The 21,414-nt window shown below is 39.4% G+C and carries 20 protein-coding genes; 10 read left to right on the forward strand and 10 right to left on the reverse strand.

Annotated features, from left to right (window positions below; genetic code table 11):
* The first annotated feature begins 2 nt into the window (after positions 1–2).
* The 5 genes from ACOMC3_RS06320 to ACOMC3_RS06340 all read left to right on the forward strand — a co-directional run bounded on the left by ACOMC3_RS06320 (position 3) and on the right by ACOMC3_RS06340 (position 3,942).
* Positions 3–785 (forward strand): hypothetical protein, encoded by a 783-nt coding sequence (locus tag ACOMC3_RS06320; RefSeq protein ID WP_420318688.1) that lies wholly within the window; start codon positions 3–5, stop codon positions 783–785.
* 74 nt (positions 786–859) lie between these two features.
* Positions 860–1,651: a SprB repeat-containing protein gene (locus ACOMC3_RS06325; protein ID WP_420318689.1), complete on the forward strand. Its 792-nt coding sequence runs from the start codon at positions 860–862 to the stop codon at positions 1,649–1,651.
* 8 nt (positions 1,652–1,659) lie between these two features.
* A complete protein-coding gene (locus ACOMC3_RS06330) occupies positions 1,660–2,202 on the forward strand; it encodes a YceI family protein (protein ID WP_420318690.1) in 543 nt (180 codons plus the stop codon).
* Positions 2,189–3,043, forward strand: coding sequence for a DUF5777 family beta-barrel protein (locus tag ACOMC3_RS06335; protein WP_420318691.1), 855 nt, complete (start codon positions 2,189–2,191; stop codon positions 3,041–3,043). The genes ACOMC3_RS06330 and ACOMC3_RS06335 overlap by 14 nt, the downstream gene beginning before the upstream one ends.
* A 29-nt stretch (positions 3,044–3,072) precedes the next feature.
* A complete protein-coding gene (locus tag ACOMC3_RS06340) occupies positions 3,073–3,942 on the forward strand; it encodes a hypothetical protein (RefSeq protein ID WP_420318692.1) in 870 nt (289 codons plus the stop codon).
* 19 nt (positions 3,943–3,961) lie between these two features.
* On the opposite strand, the gene ACOMC3_RS06345 is transcribed toward ACOMC3_RS06340, so the two are convergent.
* Positions 3,962–6,358, reverse strand: coding sequence for a TonB-dependent receptor (locus ACOMC3_RS06345; RefSeq protein ID WP_420318693.1), 2,397 nt, complete (start codon positions 6,356–6,358; stop codon positions 3,962–3,964).
* A 57-nt stretch (positions 6,359–6,415) separates the two neighbouring features.
* On the opposite strand from ACOMC3_RS06345, the gene ACOMC3_RS06350 reads away from it, so the two are divergent.
* A complete protein-coding gene (locus ACOMC3_RS06350) occupies positions 6,416–7,396 on the forward strand; it encodes a YheT family hydrolase (protein ID WP_420318694.1) in 981 nt (326 codons plus the stop codon).
* On the opposite strand, the gene msrB (ACOMC3_RS06355) is transcribed toward ACOMC3_RS06350, so the two are convergent.
* The 6 genes from msrB (ACOMC3_RS06355) to ACOMC3_RS06380 all read right to left on the reverse strand — a co-directional run bounded on the left by msrB (ACOMC3_RS06355) (position 7,362) and on the right by ACOMC3_RS06380 (position 12,370).
* A complete protein-coding gene (gene msrB, locus ACOMC3_RS06355) occupies positions 7,362–7,847 on the reverse strand; it encodes a peptide-methionine (R)-S-oxide reductase MsrB (RefSeq protein ID WP_420318695.1) in 486 nt (161 codons plus the stop codon). The genes ACOMC3_RS06350 and msrB (ACOMC3_RS06355) overlap by 35 nt on opposite strands.
* Before the next feature lie 64 nt (positions 7,848–7,911).
* Entirely contained in the window at positions 7,912–8,433 is a 522-nt protein-coding gene (locus ACOMC3_RS06360) for a DinB family protein (RefSeq protein ID WP_420318696.1), read from the reverse strand.
* A 129-nt stretch (positions 8,434–8,562) separates the two neighbouring features.
* On the reverse strand, positions 8,563–9,912 hold the full coding sequence (locus tag ACOMC3_RS06365) for a sensor histidine kinase (RefSeq protein WP_420318697.1): 1,350 nt from the start codon (positions 9,910–9,912) through the stop codon (positions 8,563–8,565).
* 266 nt (positions 9,913–10,178) lie between these two features.
* Positions 10,179–10,640 (reverse strand): GNAT family N-acetyltransferase, encoded by a 462-nt coding sequence (locus tag ACOMC3_RS06370; protein WP_420318698.1) that lies wholly within the window; start codon positions 10,638–10,640, stop codon positions 10,179–10,181.
* On the reverse strand, positions 10,637–11,833 hold the full coding sequence (gene lhgO, locus ACOMC3_RS06375) for an L-2-hydroxyglutarate oxidase (protein ID WP_420318699.1): 1,197 nt from the start codon (positions 11,831–11,833) through the stop codon (positions 10,637–10,639). Before lhgO ends, ACOMC3_RS06370 begins: the two co-directional genes overlap by 4 nt.
* 57 nt (positions 11,834–11,890) lie before the next feature.
* Positions 11,891–12,370, reverse strand: coding sequence for a hypothetical protein (locus ACOMC3_RS06380; RefSeq protein ID WP_420318700.1), 480 nt, complete (start codon positions 12,368–12,370; stop codon positions 11,891–11,893).
* An 80-nt stretch (positions 12,371–12,450) separates the two neighbouring features.
* On the opposite strand from ACOMC3_RS06380, the gene ACOMC3_RS06385 reads away from it, so the two are divergent.
* Complete coding sequence (locus tag ACOMC3_RS06385) at positions 12,451–13,671, forward strand: parallel beta-helix domain-containing protein (protein ID WP_420318701.1); 1,221 nt, start codon at positions 12,451–12,453, stop codon at positions 13,669–13,671.
* Positions 13,668–14,711: an SO2930 family diheme c-type cytochrome gene (locus ACOMC3_RS06390; protein ID WP_420318702.1), complete on the forward strand. Its 1,044-nt coding sequence runs from the start codon at positions 13,668–13,670 to the stop codon at positions 14,709–14,711. The genes ACOMC3_RS06385 and ACOMC3_RS06390 overlap by 4 nt, the downstream gene beginning before the upstream one ends.
* Here ACOMC3_RS06390 and ACOMC3_RS06395 read toward each other — a convergent pair.
* Together ACOMC3_RS06395 and ACOMC3_RS06400 are read right to left on the reverse strand one after the other, a co-directional pair.
* Positions 14,695–15,705: a hypothetical protein gene (locus ACOMC3_RS06395; protein WP_420318703.1), complete on the reverse strand. Its 1,011-nt coding sequence runs from the start codon at positions 15,703–15,705 to the stop codon at positions 14,695–14,697. The two genes, ACOMC3_RS06390 and ACOMC3_RS06395, sit on opposite strands and share 17 nt — an antisense overlap.
* 80 nt (positions 15,706–15,785) lie before the next feature.
* Positions 15,786–18,899: a WD40/YVTN/BNR-like repeat-containing protein gene (locus ACOMC3_RS06400; RefSeq protein ID WP_420318704.1), complete on the reverse strand. Its 3,114-nt coding sequence runs from the start codon at positions 18,897–18,899 to the stop codon at positions 15,786–15,788.
* 216 nt (positions 18,900–19,115) lie between these two features.
* Between ACOMC3_RS06400 and ACOMC3_RS06405 the strand changes: the two genes are divergently transcribed.
* Entirely contained in the window at positions 19,116–19,679 is a 564-nt protein-coding gene (locus tag ACOMC3_RS06405) for a hypothetical protein (RefSeq protein ID WP_420318705.1), read from the forward strand.
* Between the two features lies 1 nt (position 19,680).
* Here ACOMC3_RS06405 and msrB (ACOMC3_RS06410) read toward each other — a convergent pair whose 3' ends face one another.
* Positions 19,681–20,076, reverse strand: a complete 396-nt coding sequence (gene msrB, locus ACOMC3_RS06410; RefSeq protein ID WP_420318706.1) for a peptide-methionine (R)-S-oxide reductase MsrB — start codon at positions 20,074–20,076, stop codon at positions 19,681–19,683.
* A 144-nt stretch (positions 20,077–20,220) separates the two neighbouring features.
* On the opposite strand from msrB (ACOMC3_RS06410), the gene ACOMC3_RS06415 reads away from it, so the two are divergent.
* Positions 20,221–21,414, forward strand: a complete 1,194-nt coding sequence (locus tag ACOMC3_RS06415; protein ID WP_420318707.1) for an efflux RND transporter periplasmic adaptor subunit — start codon at positions 20,221–20,223, stop codon at positions 21,412–21,414.

Consider the following 21,414-nt stretch of genomic DNA (forward strand, 5'->3'; position numbering starts at 1 on the left):
TTATGAATTCTAAAGTAGTTAAGCATCTTATAGTTCTATTGTTATTATCAGGTTGCGCAAACAATAGTGAGGAAGATTTGAATATTGTCTGCCTGGAGTCACTAGAGATAAATGTTAGCGATTTTAAGAAATCAGATTGTGAAGTTCCTGGTTTCATAGAGGTGACGGCATCAGGTGGAGAAGAACCTTATACCTTCAGTATTAATGGAGTCGATTTTGTTGAATCCAATGTTTTTTCAGACCTCTTTGCAGGCAATTTTGTTATTACTGCTAAAGATGCTTTGGGGTGCACAGCTGAAGTTTCCTTCAAGTTGGAATCAGAACCTACCGGAATTGAACTTACTCTTGAAACGACTAAATCGGATTGTACCTCTGCAACTGGCACTTTAGAAGCAATTGCGAATGGAGGTTCAGGGACACTTCAGTTTTCATTAAATGAAGGAGCTTTTGCAGAACAAAACACTTTTAGTTCCCTTGCTCCAGGGGAGTACTCCGTTACAGTAAAAGATGATGAAAATTGTCAGGTGAATAAAACAGTGCGAGTTAATTCAACAGCCAGTTTAGAATCCGATATTATTCCAATCATTACTAATAGTTGCGCAATTTCTGGTTGTCACAATGGATCTCAATCCCCAAATCTGACGACTAGCTCAAGTATTATTTCAAATGCAATAAGAATTAAGTCGGAAACCCAGGCTCGGAGTATGCCTCGTGGTAGCACGCTTCCTCAAAGTGAGATTGATCTAATCGCCTGTTGGGTAGATGATGGTGCCTTAGATAACTAATGAATAAATAAGGTATATACTTTTAATGTTGTTACATTAATAGGTAATTTTATTATGGATCAACAACATTAGGCATGAAAAATCTACTACTCTACGCAACACTTCTTCCTTTCATAGTTTTTATGGGATGCTCTGATAATGATGAGGATCCAGACATTGATTGTAGCCAGACCGATCTATCGGTAGCTATATCTAGCACTGTAGAACCCACATGTAGTGGTACAGGAAGTATTTCATTGATGGGTTCGGGAGGTAATGAGCCCTATGAATTCAGCATAAATGGAGTCGACTTTCAATCTTCATCTGAATTTTCAGGTTTGGTGGCTGGCAGTATTACGGTTACCATTCGAGATTCAAATGGGTGTACTTCTCAAGTTAATGCAACCTTAAATTCAACTGATGGGATTTCAATTTCAGTGACAACCACTGATTCTGATTGTCTGGACGCATCAGGATCAATTGCAATTGAAGCGTCTGGTGGGGATGGAGTCTTTACTTATTCACTTGATGGAGGTACTAGTCAGTCTGCTAACACATTCAGCAATGTTGGTTCAGGAGCGCATGAAATAACTGTTTCAGATGATTCTGGATGTTCCGCCACCACAGATGTATATGTCAGTTCAATGGTAAGTCTATCAGGAGATATAATGCCTCTTTTACAGCGGGAATGTACATTTTCAGGCTGTCATAATGGAGATAATGGGGCAAATAGAAATTGGACAGACAAGGACAATGTATTAGCCATGGCATCCAACATTAAAAGTCGAACACAAAGTGGCTCTATGCCAAGGTCGCCAGGTACCCTTACGCAAGATGAAATAGATATCATTGCATGCTGGGTGGATGATGGAGCGAAGGATAATTAAATTGAGATATGATTAAAAAATTGTTATTTCTGGGATTTCTACTTTCCTGCTTGTTAGGGTTTTCGCAACGCTACAAATCAACGAATACCTATATCAAGTTTTTCTCAGATGCTCCCATGGAGGATATAGAAGCAATCAATGAAAATGCAAGCAGCCTGGTAGATTTAAGTAATATGGCAATAGTAATTGTGGTGCCAATTAAGTCATTCAGTTTCGAGAAAAAGCTTATGGAAGAACATTTCAATGAAAATTATCTCGAATCTGAAAAGTTTCCCAAAGCTATATTTAAAGGAAAATTGGTAAACTGGGACGGCAGTAATGGTATCACCAATGCAACTGCTGAAGGAACATTGGAGATGCATGGTGTAACCAAAGATATTACCATCGAAGGGGAATTAGATTTTAATGGAGCGGAGCTTAAATTGTCTACCGTTTTTCCAATAAAACTGAAAGACTACAAAATTAAAATTCCAAAGGCTGTATTTTATAATATTGCTGAAGAAGTAGAAGTAACAGCCAATCTCGAATATTCACCTTATGAAAAAGATTAGTGTACTCATTCTATTTATCCTTTCCTTAAGTGCATTAGGACAGGATGAATTAATGGAACTATTGGAAGCTGAAGGAGCGGAAGAAAAAGGATACGTATCTGCTACCTTTAAAGGCACCAGAGTTATTAATGGTCATTCGATAGAGACACGCTCAAACGGAGTTTTAGAATTTATAATAAGTCACAGATTTGGCACCCTAAATTCAGGTTACAAGGAGTTTTATGGTCTTGATTTTGCAAACATCCGATTAGGACTTGAGTACGGGCTAACGGATAATCTTAATTTAGGAATAGGCAGATCCTCCTTTGACAAAGTCATAGACGCATTCGCTAAATATCGATTCTTAAGACAATCGAACAGCACCCCAGTCACAATGACTGCTTTTGTTAGCATAGCTCGTAAAACAGTAGACCGAGTAGGATTAGAAGGAATCGATCGCAATGCCTATACCGCACAGCTTTTAATTGCGAGAAAATTCAGTCCAAATTTTAGTTTTCAATTAGCCCCAACAATAATTCAAAGAAATTTAGTCCCTACCAATGATGATGATAATCTATTGATAGCGATAGGTATAGGTGCAAGATATAAGCTCACAAACAGGATAGCCCTCGTCTCTGAATACTATCCGCAGTTATCAAATAAATCAGATCAGTTTCAAAACGCATTTGCTGTAGGTTTCGATATTGAAACCGGTGGACATGTATTCCAACTTCACTTTACAAATGCAGTACAGATGAACGAACGAGGATTTATTGGGGAAACTACCGATGATTTCTGGAATGGTGATATTCACTATGGTTTTAATATAACCAGAGTGTTTGACTTAAAACCGAATAGGTGATAGGAAACATAGAAGTGTTGTAAAGTGAGATGAATAACGGTAAAAAGTATATCATTTTTTGGTTGTTATGTCTGACATTTCATTTTTCAAATGCTCAAGATCTGATAGTAACCAACGATGGGGATTCTATCGAATGTAAAATCACAAGGATTACAAGCGATTTCATTCACTTTTCAGTCTTCGATAAAAGTGGAATTCTACTCATGCGGTCTAGACTCCCTGTTTCCCAGATACGGCAGTACAAAAAATCAGAAATTTCATCTGAAGAAAACGAACCGCAGCAACCAAGTAACGACGATAGGGTAGTCATTGAGGAATTTAAACCTGCTAAAATTCGCCTCTCTTTAAATTCTGGTTATACCTATCAATTTGGAGGATATGATGGACTACCACAGGCTTATAAGAGCCAGGTTCAGTCATTATGGAACATCGGTGGAGAGCTTCATTATTTCATTTGGGAAGATTTTGGTATAGGGGGGAAGTATAATCGTATTTCTACCAAAGCAAACCAAGACTTTGAGCCTCCGGTCAGTACAGCATTTGGCTTCTCAAGTTTGAGAGATGAATATATAAAATTTAACTATTTGGCTGTTTCGCTTCTCTATAGAAGCTTCCTCTATGATGATCACGTTATGAATTACTTCCTTTCAGGAGGTGTCATCTCCTATCGAACGGATGGAAAAGGAGATGGCATTCCATTTTATCAGGAAGGCCAAACATTTGGTTTAGCATTTGGCATAAGCACAGACCTCTTACTTACTGAAAACTTTGGAATAGGCCTTGGAGGCGAACTAAATATTGCTCAAATGTCTGAATTTGATAATAATGGGACTGTGGTCCCCGCCAGCTTTTCTCTTACAAGAATTGATTTAACAATTGGAGTAAGATTTTTGAAATAATTTTCTTTCAGAATGACTCTTAGATACTTGCTCTAACCGCCAGGACGAAATTCCTTCCAGGAGCACTTATGCCAGAGGAGTATGGCCTGTAGTGGGCGTCCATAATGTTCTCAATTCCTGCATTCAGATTGACTGTTTCGTTTAATTGAAAACTTGATTTCAAATTAAGAGTATACCATCCGGGAGATCCATTATCAGTATAGAGGTATGGTTTCCTATCTATTTCCGAACTAGGTATATCATCCCGATCTCTGTTGCTGTTATAATCGATGTAAAACTCTGACCTGATTCTCTTCTTTTGATAGGTGACCGAAGCTCTACCAAAAATAGGTGTTGTGTGTCTCAGTGGTTCATCGTTTGTGATGTCTCTGCCGCCAGTATAGCTAATGTTCTTCGAAATGGCCCAGTTTTCAGATACTTCGGCTGTATACCCAATACTGCCTCCATATATTTCAGCATCGCCAGTATTGACTTTTGCAAATACGTTTAGGGTCTCATTATCAAAAATAACCGTGCTACTGCCATTAACCTGGAAAGGCCCGTCTACTATTGCATCATAGAGTCGGCTATGAAATGCTACTGCCTTGAAGATTGATCTGCCGGTTTTTCTTTGATACGAAAGCTCATAACTCAATGAATATTCCGGTTTTAAGCCAGGATTTGGGACTACCAGACTATTACCTACGTCGAATACTTTACCCACATCATCCAAGTTGGGAGCTCTAAAGCCGGTAGAGACATTATAACTTATCTTATTTGTTTCATTCAGATTAATGGCCAGACCAAGTGATCCGTTTAGTGCTGAATTAGAAAGGTCAATATTTGCCATGCTGGAGCTAATTGCCTGCTGATTGGTCGTCTCACCAGACAGACTTATGGCGTTAAATCTAAGACCACTATTTAAGGTGACCTGACTGGAAATCTCATTCACATAGCTACCATAAACAGCAAAAGATGTGTAAGTACTTCCTCCATCCGGATATCTGGTTTCAGTGCTGGTGATATCATCTGTTTCAATGTTTCTATTGAATGCCTCAGACGAAATATCATTATGATAAAAATCAATTCCATAGTACAAATTTGAGCTATTGAATTCCTTGTCAAAATCAATGGACAAAGAATACATGTCTACTAATTCAGAACGAGTTCTAAGTGAGTCACTACCAAAATCTCTGTCATTTCTACTCTCTTCAAATTGCTGGTATGCCATGGTAACTCTTGCTTGATCAAATATTGAATTGCCCTGATAATAGGTAAGCTTAAGATTATGCATCTGCCATTTCTGAGGACCATAATACCATTCCGCAGCTTTTAAAGAATCAGTATTTGGACCTAGAGTTTCTGTTAAGTTATCATATCGAGGAATATCGGAAGTTGTACTATAGTAAAAACCATAGCTTATATCCATGTCAGGACTTACTCGATATTTAAACTTGGTGATACTATTAAATAGGTCGTATCCTGAAAATTTCTGTACATTTTTGTCCTCGTTTCTCACCAATTGATCTTGGCCGTTTATTCGTCTTACATAAAAATTACGCTCAAACTCACGCTCATAACCACCAGATCGATTGCCTCCGGCCCTTAAATCATCAAATGCTGTAAATGAAGATGAATGGAAAAATGTAAACTTCCTTTGTCCGACAGATACATCCATATGGCCTGTTCGTTCATTTGCAGCCGTGCTATAGCGTGCCAATCCATTCACTCGTACATCCGCCACATTATCAGTTGACCATTTAGGATCTATTGTGTGAAAGTCCATAACTCCACCTAGCGCATCACTGCCGTAGATTACAGACCCGGGACCAAAAATTACTTCTGAACTTTCAAGTGCATTAGGATCAATATTTATTACGTTCTGCAGGTTTCCACTTCTGAAGATTGCGTTGTTCATTCGAACACCATCAACTACCAGAAGAACTGAATTGGCTGCAAATCCTCTGATTTTTGGTGACCCTCCACCTAGTTGACTTTTTTGGACAAAAACCTGTCCTGTATTAGCCAGCAAATCAGCTGACGTTTGCGGATTTTGAAATTGGATGGTTTTTTTATTGACGGTCAGTATCTTTTGAGAAACGCTTTGCTCCTCTTGTTCCCATTTATTGGCAGAAATAACAACTTCATTGAATGAGAGAATTTTTTCTTTCAAGGAGACACGCAGATCATTACCAAGGTAAGCGATAGATTGCTGATGAAAAGAGGGGTGCTGAAAAAAGACTAACCCTTTCGGAAATGCTGATATATTGGCAATACCCTTCTCATTGGTATAGGCGACATCCTCCTTATTTTCATGATAAATGAATACATCTACAATTGGCTTTCCATTAGCATCATCAACGACAAGCGCATTTTGCGAAAACAATTGGAACGTGACAAAGAAAAGAAGTAGAGCAACTTTGAGATTTAGCCTCATTCAGTAGTAATTTCGATTTTGAAGTAATCAATCTTCACCACAAAAATTGCGCCTTTCATGCCAATAATCAAATCTAAATATCTTAAGAGGCCATGGTATTTTTTTAATGGTCATTTCGAGACCATTATTCCTTCGCTTTTTTATCAGGTAGATGGAGTGGAATATGAGCGTGAAAGATTGGAATTGAGCGATGGAGACTTTCTTGATCTGGATTGGGTAAAGCAAGAGAATCGTAGACTCATTGTGCTTAGTCATGGATTAGAGGGAAGTGCAGACAGACATTACATTAAGCGGCCTGCGCAGTACTTTTCTCAAAAAGGATGGGACATTTTGGCATGGAACAACAGAAGTTGTAGCGGTGAGATGAATCGGTTGCCCAGATTCTATCACCATGGTGCTACGGAAGATATTGCAGCGGTCATCGATCGAGGACTGAGGGATGGATATGAGGAAGTGGTATTGATTGGATACTCTATGGGAGGAGGTATGCAGCAAAAGTATTTAGGTGAAAGAAATCCAGATCCTAGAATAAAGGGTGCAATCTCGTTCTCAGTACCCTGCAATGTTCAAAACAGTGCGGAAATGTTAAGAAAAGGAGCAGGGAGAATTTATGAAAAGCGATTTGTAAAGCGACTTAAAGAAAAAATTTTAGCAAAGGCAGAGGTTGTAGAAATGGATGTTGATGGAATTCGTGATGTAAAAAACTTTCGTCAACTGGATGAGCAATTCACATTAAGAGTACATCCTGAATATTCTAGTGCGGATGATTTTTATGCTCGAATTACAAGCGATCAGTTTTTACCAAATATCAAAATTCCTTTACTCATTGTTAATGCAATCAATGATCCCATGCTTGGCGAACCCTGCTACCCAATAGATCTGGCAGAAAGTAGCGATAACATCTATTTAGAAATGCCAGAAAAGGGAGGTCATGTAGGATTTACCCTGCCAAATGATGAATGGAGCTACATGGAATATGCTTCTAATTGGTTTATTGAAGAGGTTATTTCTTCTCAAACTTTAAAGCAGCCCCATTGATGCAATATCTCTGTCCTGTTGGCTTGGGTCCATCAGGAAAGACATGACCCAGGTGCCCGTCGCAACGTGCACACAATACTTCTGTACGTACCATTCCATAAGACATGTCATCTTCCTCAGCGACATTTACCTCGTTTATTGGCTCATAAAAACTTGGCCATCCAGTACCGGATTTAAACTTGGTTTCTGACGAAAAGAGTGGAAGAGAGCATGCAGCACATACGAAAGTGCCTTCTTCTTTCACTTTTAAGAGCTCACTGGTAAACGCTCGCTCTGTTCCTTTTTCGCGAAGTACGTGATACTCCAGTTCTGTAAGCTGTGTTTCCCATTCAGTTTCAGGTTTCTCGATTTTTTCGAATGGCAGAGCAGCATTGGACTCATTCTCTTTCTTCTGCTGAGCACAGGAAATGAAAGAAAATGTAATGGCAAAAAGTACGATTAGATTTTTCATGATTGATATACGATTAATGTAGTATGATCAGTTTCTTTGATTAAGCAATACGTCAGGCAACTGACTATTTAAGTACACCCATATACTCAGTCCATGGCCCAACTTCACGTTTGTATTGCTTAGCCATGACTCTGGATATCTGGTGAATGTGACCTAAATCATGAACAACCCAGGCGGCCAAAAGGTTTTCAAGCGTGACTTGTCTAAGTCCCGGATGCATTCCTGTTTTTTGTAGATCTTTCTCCGTGATATTTAATCCTTTTAACTCTACAATGTTCTTCTCTCTAAGCTTTTCAAATTCTTCCAACAACTCAATCAGCGACTTTCCTTTGCTTTCTTCAAACTGAGCAAAGCGATCGAATGGAGTAAACGGCTGTTTCTCTCCGTGCTCCAAAATGATCATTGTTCGAGGGATCCAATCTTTCTTTTCCCCTTGGATGAGGTGACCGACCACATCATAAGGACTCCAGGTTTCCGGACCTTCATTGGAGGTGGCCCACTCTTCAGGTAAGCCATGTAGCAGTTGTTTCAAAACAGCAGGTGTCCGCTCTAGTACCAGGATAGACTTTTCTAAGTTGAATTGCATGGAATAAAGATACAATTCAGTCAGCTAAAATGATGTTTGTTTTACTTATGCCATGGTTTGTTTCTTCACAAACCAACCCCTTTTTTTCGTTTCGTTAGGACACGAATCGAGGTAATGGGAATAAAGATGCTACTCAATTAGCTTAGGAGCGATTGTTGACTCTGATTTGGGAATAGTAATGTGAAAGGTAGTCCCAAGATTTATTACACTTTCAACGATAATCTTACCATTGTGTCTCTCTACGAATTCTTTGCATAAAAGAAGACCGATACCTGTTCCTTTCTCATTATCTGTTCCGATCATTGATGGTCCTTTGTCTATGTGAAAAAGACTTTCCTGTATTTCATTTGTCATGCCTACACCTGAATCTTTCACGCTTATTGTAATTTCATTAGCGCTTGTCTTTGCTGTGATTTCGATGGTACCACCATTCATGGTAAATTTTATAGCATTGGAAAGCAGGTTTCTAAATATGGTATTTAGCATGTCCTTATCACCATATATAATGGTACCGGATTGGACGTTATTGTTGATTGAGATCTTTTTTGATTGTGCATGCTTTGATAGTAGGTGAATATTTTCATCTATCAATGTGTCTAATTGAATCTCTTGAGGATCAAACTTGATTGATTGGGTTTGTGACCGTGCCCAATGCATCAGATTTTCCAAAAGGTCAAAACCTCGCATTGAATTTTCCTTAAGCGTCTTCAATAAATCAAGTAACCTTTGCTGAGAAAATGTTTCTAATTTGGTCTCAATGAGTTCTATCAGTTGAATTATCTGAGCCATCGGGCCTCTCAGATCATGACCAATGATTTTAAAGAATTTATCCTTAGTTACAATGGTCTCCTCAAGCTTTTTATTGGTGGTGACCAATTCTTTGGTTCTCTTGTCTACCAGGAGCTCAAGATCCTGTTTGTGCGTTTTTAGCTCTTTGAACATTCCTAAAAGAATGGTGTAAAGTGTCGTTGTTAGTGCGGTAGCTATTAACTCAAAACGAGTTTGAATTCCGATATTTATTACAAATTCAATGAAGGTTCCAGAAGTGGTATAGTTCAGTAGTTGTGATAAGAAAAATGTAATAGGTAATAGCAATAGGTAGTAATAGCCTATGATGTAAACAAACCATAAAAATCCCTTTATAAATTGGTTTGATATGTTAATAATCCATTTATAATAAATAACCCAAGTCACCAATATTGAAATTGCATGAACCAAAAAAATTAATAAGAACAAATCTGACTCTATGGGACGGATGGATCCAAGAAGCACAGTGCCTAGGAGAAAAAGTGGATTTTTGATATGAAAGACACTTATAAGGAGGGGAATTTCTACAAGGTTCGACTTTCCGGTTTCAACCAGTCCGGGTATTTGGAAAGAAATTAAGCTGAACAAGATGGTTAGTGCGCTGAATAACAACATCTTGAAGAAATTTTTTGTAAATACCTCTTTCGATTTGATATTCAACTCATTTAACATCCATAGTTGTTTTTGAATCAGAGTAAATATCCAGGCTGGTATTTAAATATACCGCTTACATATTATTCTACCTTGTTCCAGGCAATTTATTTTGATTCATCGGTGTGATGAGTTCGGAAAGTACTTCTGGTTCCGAAAGGGCAGATAAGCTAGGTGCTTTTCAGAGAATACAAGTCATGATTTGCGTCAATTACTAACTAGATTTTCGTATCGTGAGGATCCGAATAAAGACAGACAAATCGACACTATTGAATTTAATGCAGTGTTTATAACACCTTTTGCATCAGAGCATTTGTGAAAGAGACGCCATTTAGTTCTTTGTGTTCTTTGTCGTATACCACAAATCCCTTTGACTTAAAAAAAGGTTGAGCAGTGATGCTCACGGATGAATACATTTTCTTTAGTTTGAGTTCTTTAGCCTTCATCTCGATTTTAGTGAGCATTGCCTTGGCTATGCCATGACCTTGAAAGTCCTTATGAACATACATAAAATCGATATAGCCGGAATCATCAATTGAGGAGAATCCAACAATTTGATCATCTTTTTCAGCCAGATAAAATGTTTGGTTTTCCACCTTTTCAGTCCAGATATTCCGATCCTTTGTGTTGGTCCAGATGGCTATTTGCTCAGGCGAATAATCTTTTTTATTCACTGCTTTCACAGTGGATTCGAAGAGATTTATAATCTCATCTACATCATCAACAGTAGCTTCTTTGATTGCAATCACTTCAATCGTTCGATAGCCATATCTGCGACTCGTTCGCCTATGGACAAAGAAGATGTAGCAGCAGGGGAGGGTGCATTCCCTACATTGATGAACTTATCATGCTCAACCACCAAGAAGTCATCGATCAAGCCACCTTTTCTGTCACAGGCCTGTGCTCGCACTCCTGCACCTCCTTTTACCAGGTCTTTCTTTTGTATCTCAGGAATCAGTTCTTGAAGGGCTCTGGTGAAGGCTCCCTTTGAATACGAACGATACATCTCACCAAATCCTGTTTTCCAGTATTTGGCTGCCACTCGCAAGAAGCCAGGATAGAAAAGAGTACCGAGTAGTTCCTTCATATTAATCTGGCTTTTCTTATATCCTTCTCTAGCGAAAGCAAGGACTGCATTCGGACCGGCTTCAATACCTCCATCTATGTGGCGAGTAAAGTGTACACCAAGAAAAGGAAAATTTGGATCTGGAACAGGGTATATCAGGTTTTTAACCAAGTGCTCTCTTTCGGGTTTTATTTTATAGTACTCCCCTCTAAACGGAACAATCTTGTAGTCAATTTTTGCCCCGGATAGCTTTGCAATTTTGTCTGTATACAAACCAGAGCAGTTAACCACTACACGAGTAGTAAAACGCTCATTCTCTGTATGCACATGGATGAAACCTCGTTCTTCTTTGAAAGAAACCAGTTTGTTAGATGAGAAAATCTCGCCTCCAAAATGCTTGAACTTTTCTGCGTATTTGTCTGCCACTAGTTTGTAGTCGATGATGCCTGTTTGGGGAACATACAATCCACTAACACCGGCTACATGGGGTTCATATTCTTTGAGTTCTTCCGCGCCTAATTGTTTGATGCCATCAAGTCCATTGGCTTGCCCTCTCTCTCGCAAGGTATTGAGTGCATCCATTTGAGATTCTTTGGTTGCCACCACAATCTTCCCACATAATTCATAGGGAATCTCTTCTTCGTCACAAAAAGCCAGAAGTTTATTATACCCATCTACACAGTTTTTCGCCTTATAGCTACCTGGTTTGTAATAAAGACCGGAGTGAATAACCCCACTGTTATTACCCGTTTGGTGCTGAGCGATGGTACGCTCTTTCTCTACAATGGCAACTTTGTAGTTTGGGTTCTTTTCTTTGATTTTTAAAGCAGAGGCAAGCCCAACGATACCCCCTCCAATTATAACAACATTGTACATAAACCTGATTAAGTGACAGCCGCAAAGATGATTAGGAATGCCTTTCTAGACAAACAATTATACGGGCCATTGAATGGTATTTTCATCAGCAAATAGTGGACCCCATTGAATCTCCTCCAATATGTCCTGATGTAGCCAAAAGTTCATGCCTAATTCTTCAGACGCAATCAGTATTTGCTCAGGATGATCCTTTGATGACAGATCCTCAATTTCAAGATCTTTTATTCCGTGTAAATCCAATTCTTCCATTAGCTCTTCCTGGCTTAAGCCAATCAAAGAACTGCCTTTAAAAAGATAATCTTCCGAGGAGACTGAGAGAATGGTTAAACGCCAATCCTCAGCTTCTTCGAAACTCATATCGAGTCTTAAGGGATGATATTCCCAAGCGTCACTCTTGTCTTCCTCATCATCGCCGTAGTGCGTTATTTCTTGATGATTAGGTTCGCCTAGCATTGACTTTACCTCATCTCGGGACATACCGAATTTGAGCTTACCGAGTCCAATGCCTGGCAGAATATCTACCTGAATCTTTTCCATGCCGCAAAAGTATGGATTGCAATTGGATTCATTTCATTCCATCTCAAAACCAATTAAATTTGATAAGTAACAACTAAGCTATGAAGAACCTCTTACTACTCATGTTAATATTGGTGATGTCCTGTAGTCAACAACAGGAAGAACCAGTGCAATGGAAATCCATTGAATCAGATTTACAGATGTTGCTAATCCAGGCTCAGGATGGGGATACCATTGACATTCCAGAGGGGAATTTTATGTTTAAGAACCCATTGATACTCGATGGGGTAGCTGATGTCATTTTTCAGGGAGCAGGTATCGATAAGACTGTTCTGTCATTCGAGTTGCAGGAAGGTGGAGCAGAAGGCATTCGAGCAGCCAATTGTAAGAATTTGACCTTTAAGGGCTTCACTGTTCAGGATTCGCCTGGAGATAACATTAAAATCACGGATACCCAAGGAATCAGATTTACAAATGTAAAATCACAGTGGACCGGCGAACCCAATGAGGAAAATGGTGCGTACGCTTTCTATCCGGTTTTATGTAAAAATGTAATCGTTGAAAACTGCCTTGCGATCGGATCTTCAGATGCTGGAATTTATGTGGGTCAATCTGATAGTGTGATCATCCGAAATAATGAAGTGTATCACAACGTTGCAGGGATTGAAAGTGAAAACAGCCGATGGGTTGAAATCTATGGTAATAATGCTCATGACAATACTGGAGGTATTCTCATCTTTGACATGCCTGGCCTAACTCAAAATGGCCACACCACACGCGTTTTTGATAACGATGTGATCAGCAATAATCACAGAAATTTTGCACCTGAGGGTAACGTTGTAGCCGTAGTTCCACCTGGTACAGGTATTATGATGATGGCAACCCGAGGCATAGAAGTCTTCAACAATAGAATCCATCATAATAAAACCATTGGTACAGCATTGGTAAGTTATTTGTTGGTGGAGGCATTAGGAGCGGAGGAAGGCTCTCAGTTGGATTCTGCCAATAATCGCATCAACCAATCTTATGATCCATATCCCAATTATGTTTATTTCCACGATAATGAGTTTAAGAACAAGCATTGGTTTCCAACATTCGAAAATGATTTTGGGCTGCTCTTTTTAAGGTATTTTACATTTAATCTCCCTGATTTTGCAATGGATGGTATTATGCCCGAGGATGAAGAATTTGTGATGTGCCTGGAGAATAATGGTGATTTCAATTTCGCCAACATTGATGCTGCGAACGAGTTTGAAGGCCGTACGACAGACTGGAGCTTATATGAATGTGGAACTGGTTCTATAGCCCCTATATTTCCATGAAAAAATGTTTGTTGCTTTTACTTGTGATCGTTTCATGTACTTCTCCTGAGAAGAAAAAGCCAATGGTATTAGAGGAAGTAAGTCTTGGGGTGGAGGAAATAAATGACTACCCCAAATACCTTAGTGAATGGGAAATATTTAAAGAGCCATTGAATGAATTACAACACTTTCAGTCGAGAATATTTCCTTATGAGATCAATGCAGCTTTATTTTCTGATTATGCCTACAAGGCCAGGTTTATAAAACTTCCTGAAGGAGTGAAGATTGATTATCATCCAAATGAAGTACTTGACTTCCCTAAAGGGACCATACTGATCAAGAACTTCTACTATCCCGAAGATTTTAGTTCGCCAGATTCTAAAAAAAGAATTATTGAGACTCGGTTTTTAATCAATGAGGAAGATGGATGGAACGCAATCGTTTATGAATGGAATGAAATGCAGACCGATGCTGAACGAGTGATTCTTGGAAAGCAGGTCCCAGTTGAGTGGAAAGATCGGCAAGGCAATCTTCAACGTATTAACTACTCCATTCCATCACAGCCTCAATGCAAGAGTTGCCATGATCTGAAGGGCAAAATGATACCCATTGGACCTTCCGCAAGACAACTGAATAGAGATAATCAGCTGACGACCTGGAAAGAAAATGGATGGTTGGAAGTTTCTGACTCAGTAAAATTCAATTACCTAACCAACTATGAAAATGAAAAAGCAACGCTTGACGACAGGGCCAGGGCTTGGCTAGAAGTCAATTGTGCACATTGCCATCGGAGGGAAGGTCCTGCTAAGAATTCAGGTCTTTATTTATTGGCCTCTCAAACGGATCCGTACAGGTTGGGTGTAAATAAGCCACCTATCGCTGCAGGAAAAGGTTCAGGAGGTTTGAGGTACAGCATTGTTCCGGGAAATCCTGATCAATCAATTTTGGTACATCGAATTGAATCTCTAGAGCCAGGTGAAATGATGCCTGAATTGGGACGTAAGATGACTCATAAAGAGGGCGTGCAGCTCATCAGAGATTGGATTACTCAAATGAATTGAGATTCTTCTCTACTTTTTCATAAAACGCTTCCGGCTGATCTATGTATAAAAGCAATTTGCGAAAAGACTTCTTCATTCCATAAAATCCATTTAATGGCATTTCTTCCTTTAATTCGATAAGAATGTTATGACCCTCCATGTCTTTAAATGCAGAAAGATGAATGTACCCATCATTTTTTTCAACGGGTTGAGTAAACGGGATGATGTTCTTAATACGCTCAAGAGGTATTTCAGCCTCGTTCATGATACCATATCTAAGATTGATTGAATCCTTGCTGATGACAATCGGCCTTCTTGATAAGGATTTTAGAATCCCTAAAATTTGAAAGCAGCCATAAATGCTCAGGATAGTTAGGATCCACGCTGCAATTGTACTCCAACCCTGAAGTAGCAAATGAACAGCGGTTGCTTCTATTATTATTAAGAAAATAAACACACCAAGGACCATTCGGGTACTTGTATTTTGATGATAGGAAAATTCATTTTGCTGTAATGCTCGACTTTTCCAGGTGATCAAACCGTAATAGAAGACGGAGAGCTCAGTTGCGAAAAGTATGGCCACTTTTTTTGGCAATATCTTATTGGAAGCATCTTTAGCGGCTGAAAAGAAATCAATTGAACCTGCAGATTTAAATTCCTTAATGGCTTTACGAATCGTAATAATCAGATAAGTAACAATGCTTATTTCAAGGATTGGTAAAAACCACGTTTTAACCAGAGATACATATAATTGATGTTCATCTGGAAGAATTATCGAAGCTATCACGATCCCCAGAATGAACACTGGAACTACAGTCGTTTTTGGTATTTCACTTTTTCGTATCGTTAGAAAATATAAAATCGGGGTAGTTATCAAAAGATCGAATGTGATGGCATAAGATAACGAGATAGGGTCTTCTGAAAAGAACGGTGTATTTACCACCCAAATGCACAAAACTGGAATGACAAATGGGAGAAGGGGCAGATACTTGTGGAGTTTGATTGAGTAAGTCATAATAGCAGCCTTTTGAAAGGTTGGTAAACAAAAAAGGGATGTTATTACACATCCCTTTTAAAATTTTCAGCTTGACTTTACTAATCACCCAATTTTACTGCATCTACTTCGGCCTCTTTCACTGCTTGATTGAATTCATCGATTCGGGTATCGAAAATGTTTTTAAGCATATCCAATTGCGTATCAATGAGTGCACTCACCTCGTCATAAAACTCAAGCGCAGAATCAGTAGGGCGGTAGTTGCCCATGCCACTCAGTGATCCAAGATGCCCCAACTTGTTGTTCAGTCTTATTGGGAAATTAAGTGGATCTTGCCCACTTTCATTCTGAGTTTGATAAAGTGCTTTCTCAATCTCAGACATGTCTTTTATGATCGCTTTGCCAAGCTCTGATATCTCATCATTATCAGCTTTTTTCATGACATCATTGATCTGTGCTTTCGCTTTCCTAATGTCAATGATTGCTTCATGCGTCTCAGTTAGTTTGTCTCTCACTTTGATTAAGAAATCAAACTGAGCCAGATAATCTGCTTGAGAAGATTCACTTCTTGGATCGGCTAATAATTTGAAATCATGCAAAATGTCCGAGCCATTCACAGTCATTTTCACTTTATAATCTCCCGGAGCAGCCATAGGTCCCTGGGTAGTTGCCCACCATAAAATCATACCATCAAATGTTTTAGCACCCTCATATCGAAGGTTCCAATTCATAGAATTAAAGCCAGGTTTAATCTCAAGTTTCTCTTCTCTTGCTTCTTTGTCAGGATGCGTAGAGTATGTCTTGATTACATCACCGTCAGCTTCATGGAAGCTAATAGAGATCGTATCTGTTGCGGCTGTATCCTTCACAAAATAATTAACAATCACACCACCGGGATGATTGGTACCAGCTGTTTTCGAAGTTCTTCCATTTCCTCCTCCCATTCGGTAGCTGTCCATTGGCTTATACAAATAGTGAGATTTACCATTGGCTTCATTCAACTGATGCAAAGGAGTAAGATCATCAATCATCCAAAAACTTCTACCCTGTGTAGCTGCAATCAAGTTGTTATTCTTAACCGCAAGGTCTGTGATCGGCACAATAGGTAAGTTCATTTGGAATGGCTGCCAGCTGCCTCCATCATTGAATGAAACATACATTCCAGCTTCTGTTCCAGCATATAACAAACCTTTTTGATTTGGGTCTGCTCTTAATACTCTGGTGAAATGCTCGGCAGGAATTCCACTGGTTATTTTCTTCCATGTTTGACCATAGTCTTCAGTTTTATAAAGGTATGGAGCATAGTCTCCAAGTTTATATCGTGTCCCTGCTATGTATAATCCTCCTTTATTAAAGGGATCAATTTCAACACTGTTGATCATCATCCACTCAGGCATTCCTGAAGGAGTCACATTGGTCCAGTTCTCCCCTCCATCTTTGGTCACATGAACAAGTCCGTCATCTGAACCTGCCCAGATAACACCTTCCTCATGATATGATTCCACTGCTGCGAAAATGGTGCAGTAGTATTCTACACTGGTGTTATCCTTAGTAATTGGTCCTCCGGAAGAACCGAGCTTACTTGGATCATTTCTGGTAAGATCCGGACTGATTATCTCCCAGGTTTGACCCTCATTGGTCGATACATGGAGTTGATTAGAGGCCGTGTATAATTTATCTGGATTGTGAGGAGAGAAGAAGATCGGAAAGTTCCATTGGAACCTGTATTTAAATCCTTCGGCACCATGTCCCATAGGGTTGTCCGGCCAAACGTTTACTGCTCGTATTTGCTCATTCTCATGATCCACTCTGGTAAGAAATCCATCATAACTTCCTCCGTATACAATATCATTATTCTCAGGATCAGGTGCGATGTGTGCACTTTCACCTCCAGCTGTTGATTCCCAATCATCTTGCCCAATGAACCTGCCATTGGTTCTGTGATCTATTCTTACTGTGGAATTATCCTGCTGAGCACCATAAATCCGATAAGGGAAGGAATAATCTGTTGTCACTCGATAAAACTGTGCCGTTGGTTGATTTTGATAAGTGGACCAGTTTTCTCCGGCATCAAAAGAGACCTGCGCTCCACCATCATCTCCAATGATCATTCGCTGGTTATTCTCAGGAGCTATCCAGAAATCATGATGATCTCCGTGAGGCGCGTTATAAGTTTCATAGGTTCGACCACCATCTGTTGATTTATGGTATCGCACATTCATTACATAAACAATGTCTTCATCCTGGGTGTCTGCATAAATCCGTGTATAGTACCATGCTCTCTGTCGTAGTTTACGTTCCTTATTGATCAATTTCCACGTTTTCCCAGCATCATCCGATCGATAAACGCCTCCATCATTATTCTCAATGATTGCCCACACTCTGTTTGAGTTTACAGGCGAAACAGTCACCCCAGAGATACCCCAGAGACCACCAGGTAATCCTTCATTTTTTGAAATATTTTTCCAGGTGTCTCCTCCATCGGTACTCTTCCAAAGAGCCGATCCTTCTCCACCACTTTCCAGACTGTAAGGAGTCCTTCTTATTCTCCAGGTTGAAGCATAAAGGATTCGAGGATTGTTGGGGTCGAATGTAAGGTCAACCGCTCCGGCATTTGCGTTTGCAAAAAGAATCTTTTCCCAGGTTTGTCCACCATCTTTACTTCTGTATACACCTCTTTCTTGTGAAGGCTTGTACAGATCACCCATTACAGCTGCATAGACAAGATCAGGATTCTTAGGATGAATTCTTACACGAGGGATATGCCGGGCATTTTTCATCCCTATTTCCTGCCAGGTGGTCCCTGCGTCCACTGATTTCCACATTCCCCAGCCGGAGGATACATTTCCACGGACCGTAACTTCCCCACCGCCAACATAAATGACATTGTTGTCCCATTCACTGACAGCTACAGCTCCAATAGAGCCACCGAAAAAGCCATCTGAAATATTTTCCCATATCTGGCCACCATCTTTTGTGCGCCATACGCCACCACCAGTGGCTCCCATGTAATACAAGTTTGGCTTACCGGGAACACCTGTGACAGCTGCAGATCTTCCTCCACGAAAAGGCCCGATATTTCGCCAATTGATACCATCATAAAGTTTGCTGTCGATAGCCGGAGAAGGGGTTGATGATTTTCCGCGCTTTCGTTGTGATTCTCCTTCTAAGGAGACGAAGGTCATAATCACAATAGCTAGTATTATCTTCTTCATACGTATAGGTTTTAGTTCGTATCCAATTTAGTCATTTCGACGACAGGAGGCAGTTACTTAACTACACTAGAGGTTATTTAATCGTTTAGATGGAATCGATGAACTTTTCTAGCTGTTTTAACTTTATCTTTTGAATAATTTTATGAAAAATTCTATCATCATACGGTTGTGAGTAGAGGGAACTTATCTGATTTACATTTAGAAATTATAGAGGAGATGATCGAGGAATCTCTCAAAAAAGCTGCCCAATCCATGGAGCAAATGCTTCGTATTAGGGTACATCCAGAACTTATCCAATTTGGAGAAGGTATTTTAAAGCCATTGCATGAATTTGATGATTTGGGACGGTTTAAAGTCAACCTGATGAAAGTAGCCTTTAAAGGTGAAATCAATGGTGCTTTTTACTTTATTATCAACAGCCATGAGATGGATTTGATTAACCAGGTTTGTTTGCCTGAGGGAATGACACACTCCAGAGCGTCTCATGACAAAATGATGAGGCACGATTTTATGGCTGAAATAGAAAATCTGATTGCTAATATGTCAATGGCAGCTCTTTCTGAATTTCTTGGAGTTGAAGTAACAGGGGAGGTTCCTATCGTTCGAAATATGAAGGGCGAGTTGGTTAATTCTTACCTTGAAAACGAAAATGAACAGAACCAAACTTGCTTTTTTGTAAAATCAACATTGAATGGTGCTGTAGTAAATATTCAGCCTCACTTTCTTTGGATGATCGATGAAAACTTTGTGAGGATTACCAAGCTAAATACAGTTGCTTAGTCTAATCTTTTTTCTTAAAATTTAAAGCCCCTGAATTCATACAGTACCTCTGTCCACTTGGCTCTGGGCCATCTGGAAAAATATGACCTAAGTGACTTCCGCATCGACCGCATTTAACTTCTGTTCGCACCATTCCAAATGATTTGTCTTTTTCAAAATCTACTGCTTTTGCTGAGATAGGATCATAAAAGCTAGGCCATCCGGACCCGGAATCATATTTGGTTTCGGAGGAGTATAGCTCATTCCCGCAAGCAGCACATTCATAAACGCCTTTATCCTTATTTTCAAGAAGAGCACCTGTCCATGGTCTTTCGGTACCTTTTTCTCTAAGAATGTAAAATTGCTCCTCAGTAAGCTCTTTTTTCCACTCTTCTTCAGATTTATTGATTTTTTCCATTCTGATAACGCATTTAAATAATACCAACTACTACTAAGATAAAACAGTTCAGCAATCCAATCTTCCACTTATCACATAACTATTAATTCATGTAACTAAATGCCCGATTTCAGCATTTACTAAGTACACACTCGACCACTTATCATGAAAAGGAAACTAATCATTATTTTATCATCAGTGGGTATTTTGGCATTGGCCGTGGTGCTTGCTGGTGTATTTGCAAGTCAAAAGGAAGACCCAAAGGACAAAACACCGGTCACTCTTAAAAAAGTTGTTCAAACCAAGAAGGTGAATTACCAAACCGTACAAACCGAGGTGGTTTCATACGGTAGAGTGCAAACTGCACAAACTCTTGATCTTTTATCAGAAGTATCAGGAAGAATGTATCAGGGAAACGTACGACTGAAAGAAGGAGAGCGATTTAAAAAGGGACAGCTGATCTTCTATATCGACGATAAAGAGCCTGCGTTAAATCTTAAATCTCAAAAAAGTAACTTTTTGAGGGACTTGGCTGGAATACTTCCTGACCTTAAGGTGGATTTCAATAGCAATTTCGAAGCATGGAATTCATACTTCAATTCACTGGACATTGATAAAAAATTTGGGCCATTACCAGACGCTGGTTCTGAGAAAGAAAAGATTTTTCTAGCAACAAAAGGTATCTATAGTACATATTATACCATTAAAAGTGCAGAAGCACGATTAGATAAGCACCGTTACTATGCCCCATTCGATGGGAGCATTATGCAGGTAAATATGCAATCCGGGTCTTTTGTGAATCCAGGTGTCAGTATTGGTAAAGTGATGCGCCGAGGAGTACATGAACTTAAAGTAGCGGTAGAAACTAAAGATATCCCGTGGATCAAGGAGAATTCACCTGTCAAAATTTATTCTGATGAGACGGACCAATACCTTGAAGGTTATGTTTCAAGAATTAGTGATTTTGTCAATCAAAATACACAATCAGTTGATGTTTTCATAGCGATTCAATCTTCTGACCAAAAGATTTATGATGGGCAGTTTTTTCAGGCATCAATACCTGCTCGTACCATCAATGATGGGATGATTATGCCACGAAATGCTATTTACAATGGAAATGAAGTTTTTGTTGTGGAAGATTCTCTTCTTAAATCCCGAAAGATCAGTGTTGTTCGACTGGTTGATGAGGAAGCAATTATCAGGGGCCTTGATAGAGGTGAAGATTTGGTAATCGATGCATTGATTGGTGCCTTTAACAACATGGTGGTTGAAAAGAAGGAAGTCAAAGATATTGATCTTGAAATAGGTAGTTCACAAGAGACGGCAAGCAATGGCCAATCTCCTGCTGCATCCAACTAG

The sequence above is a fragment of the Ekhidna sp. genome (assembly GCF_965212185.1).
Taxonomy (GTDB): domain Bacteria; phylum Bacteroidota; class Bacteroidia; order Cytophagales; family Cyclobacteriaceae; genus Ekhidna.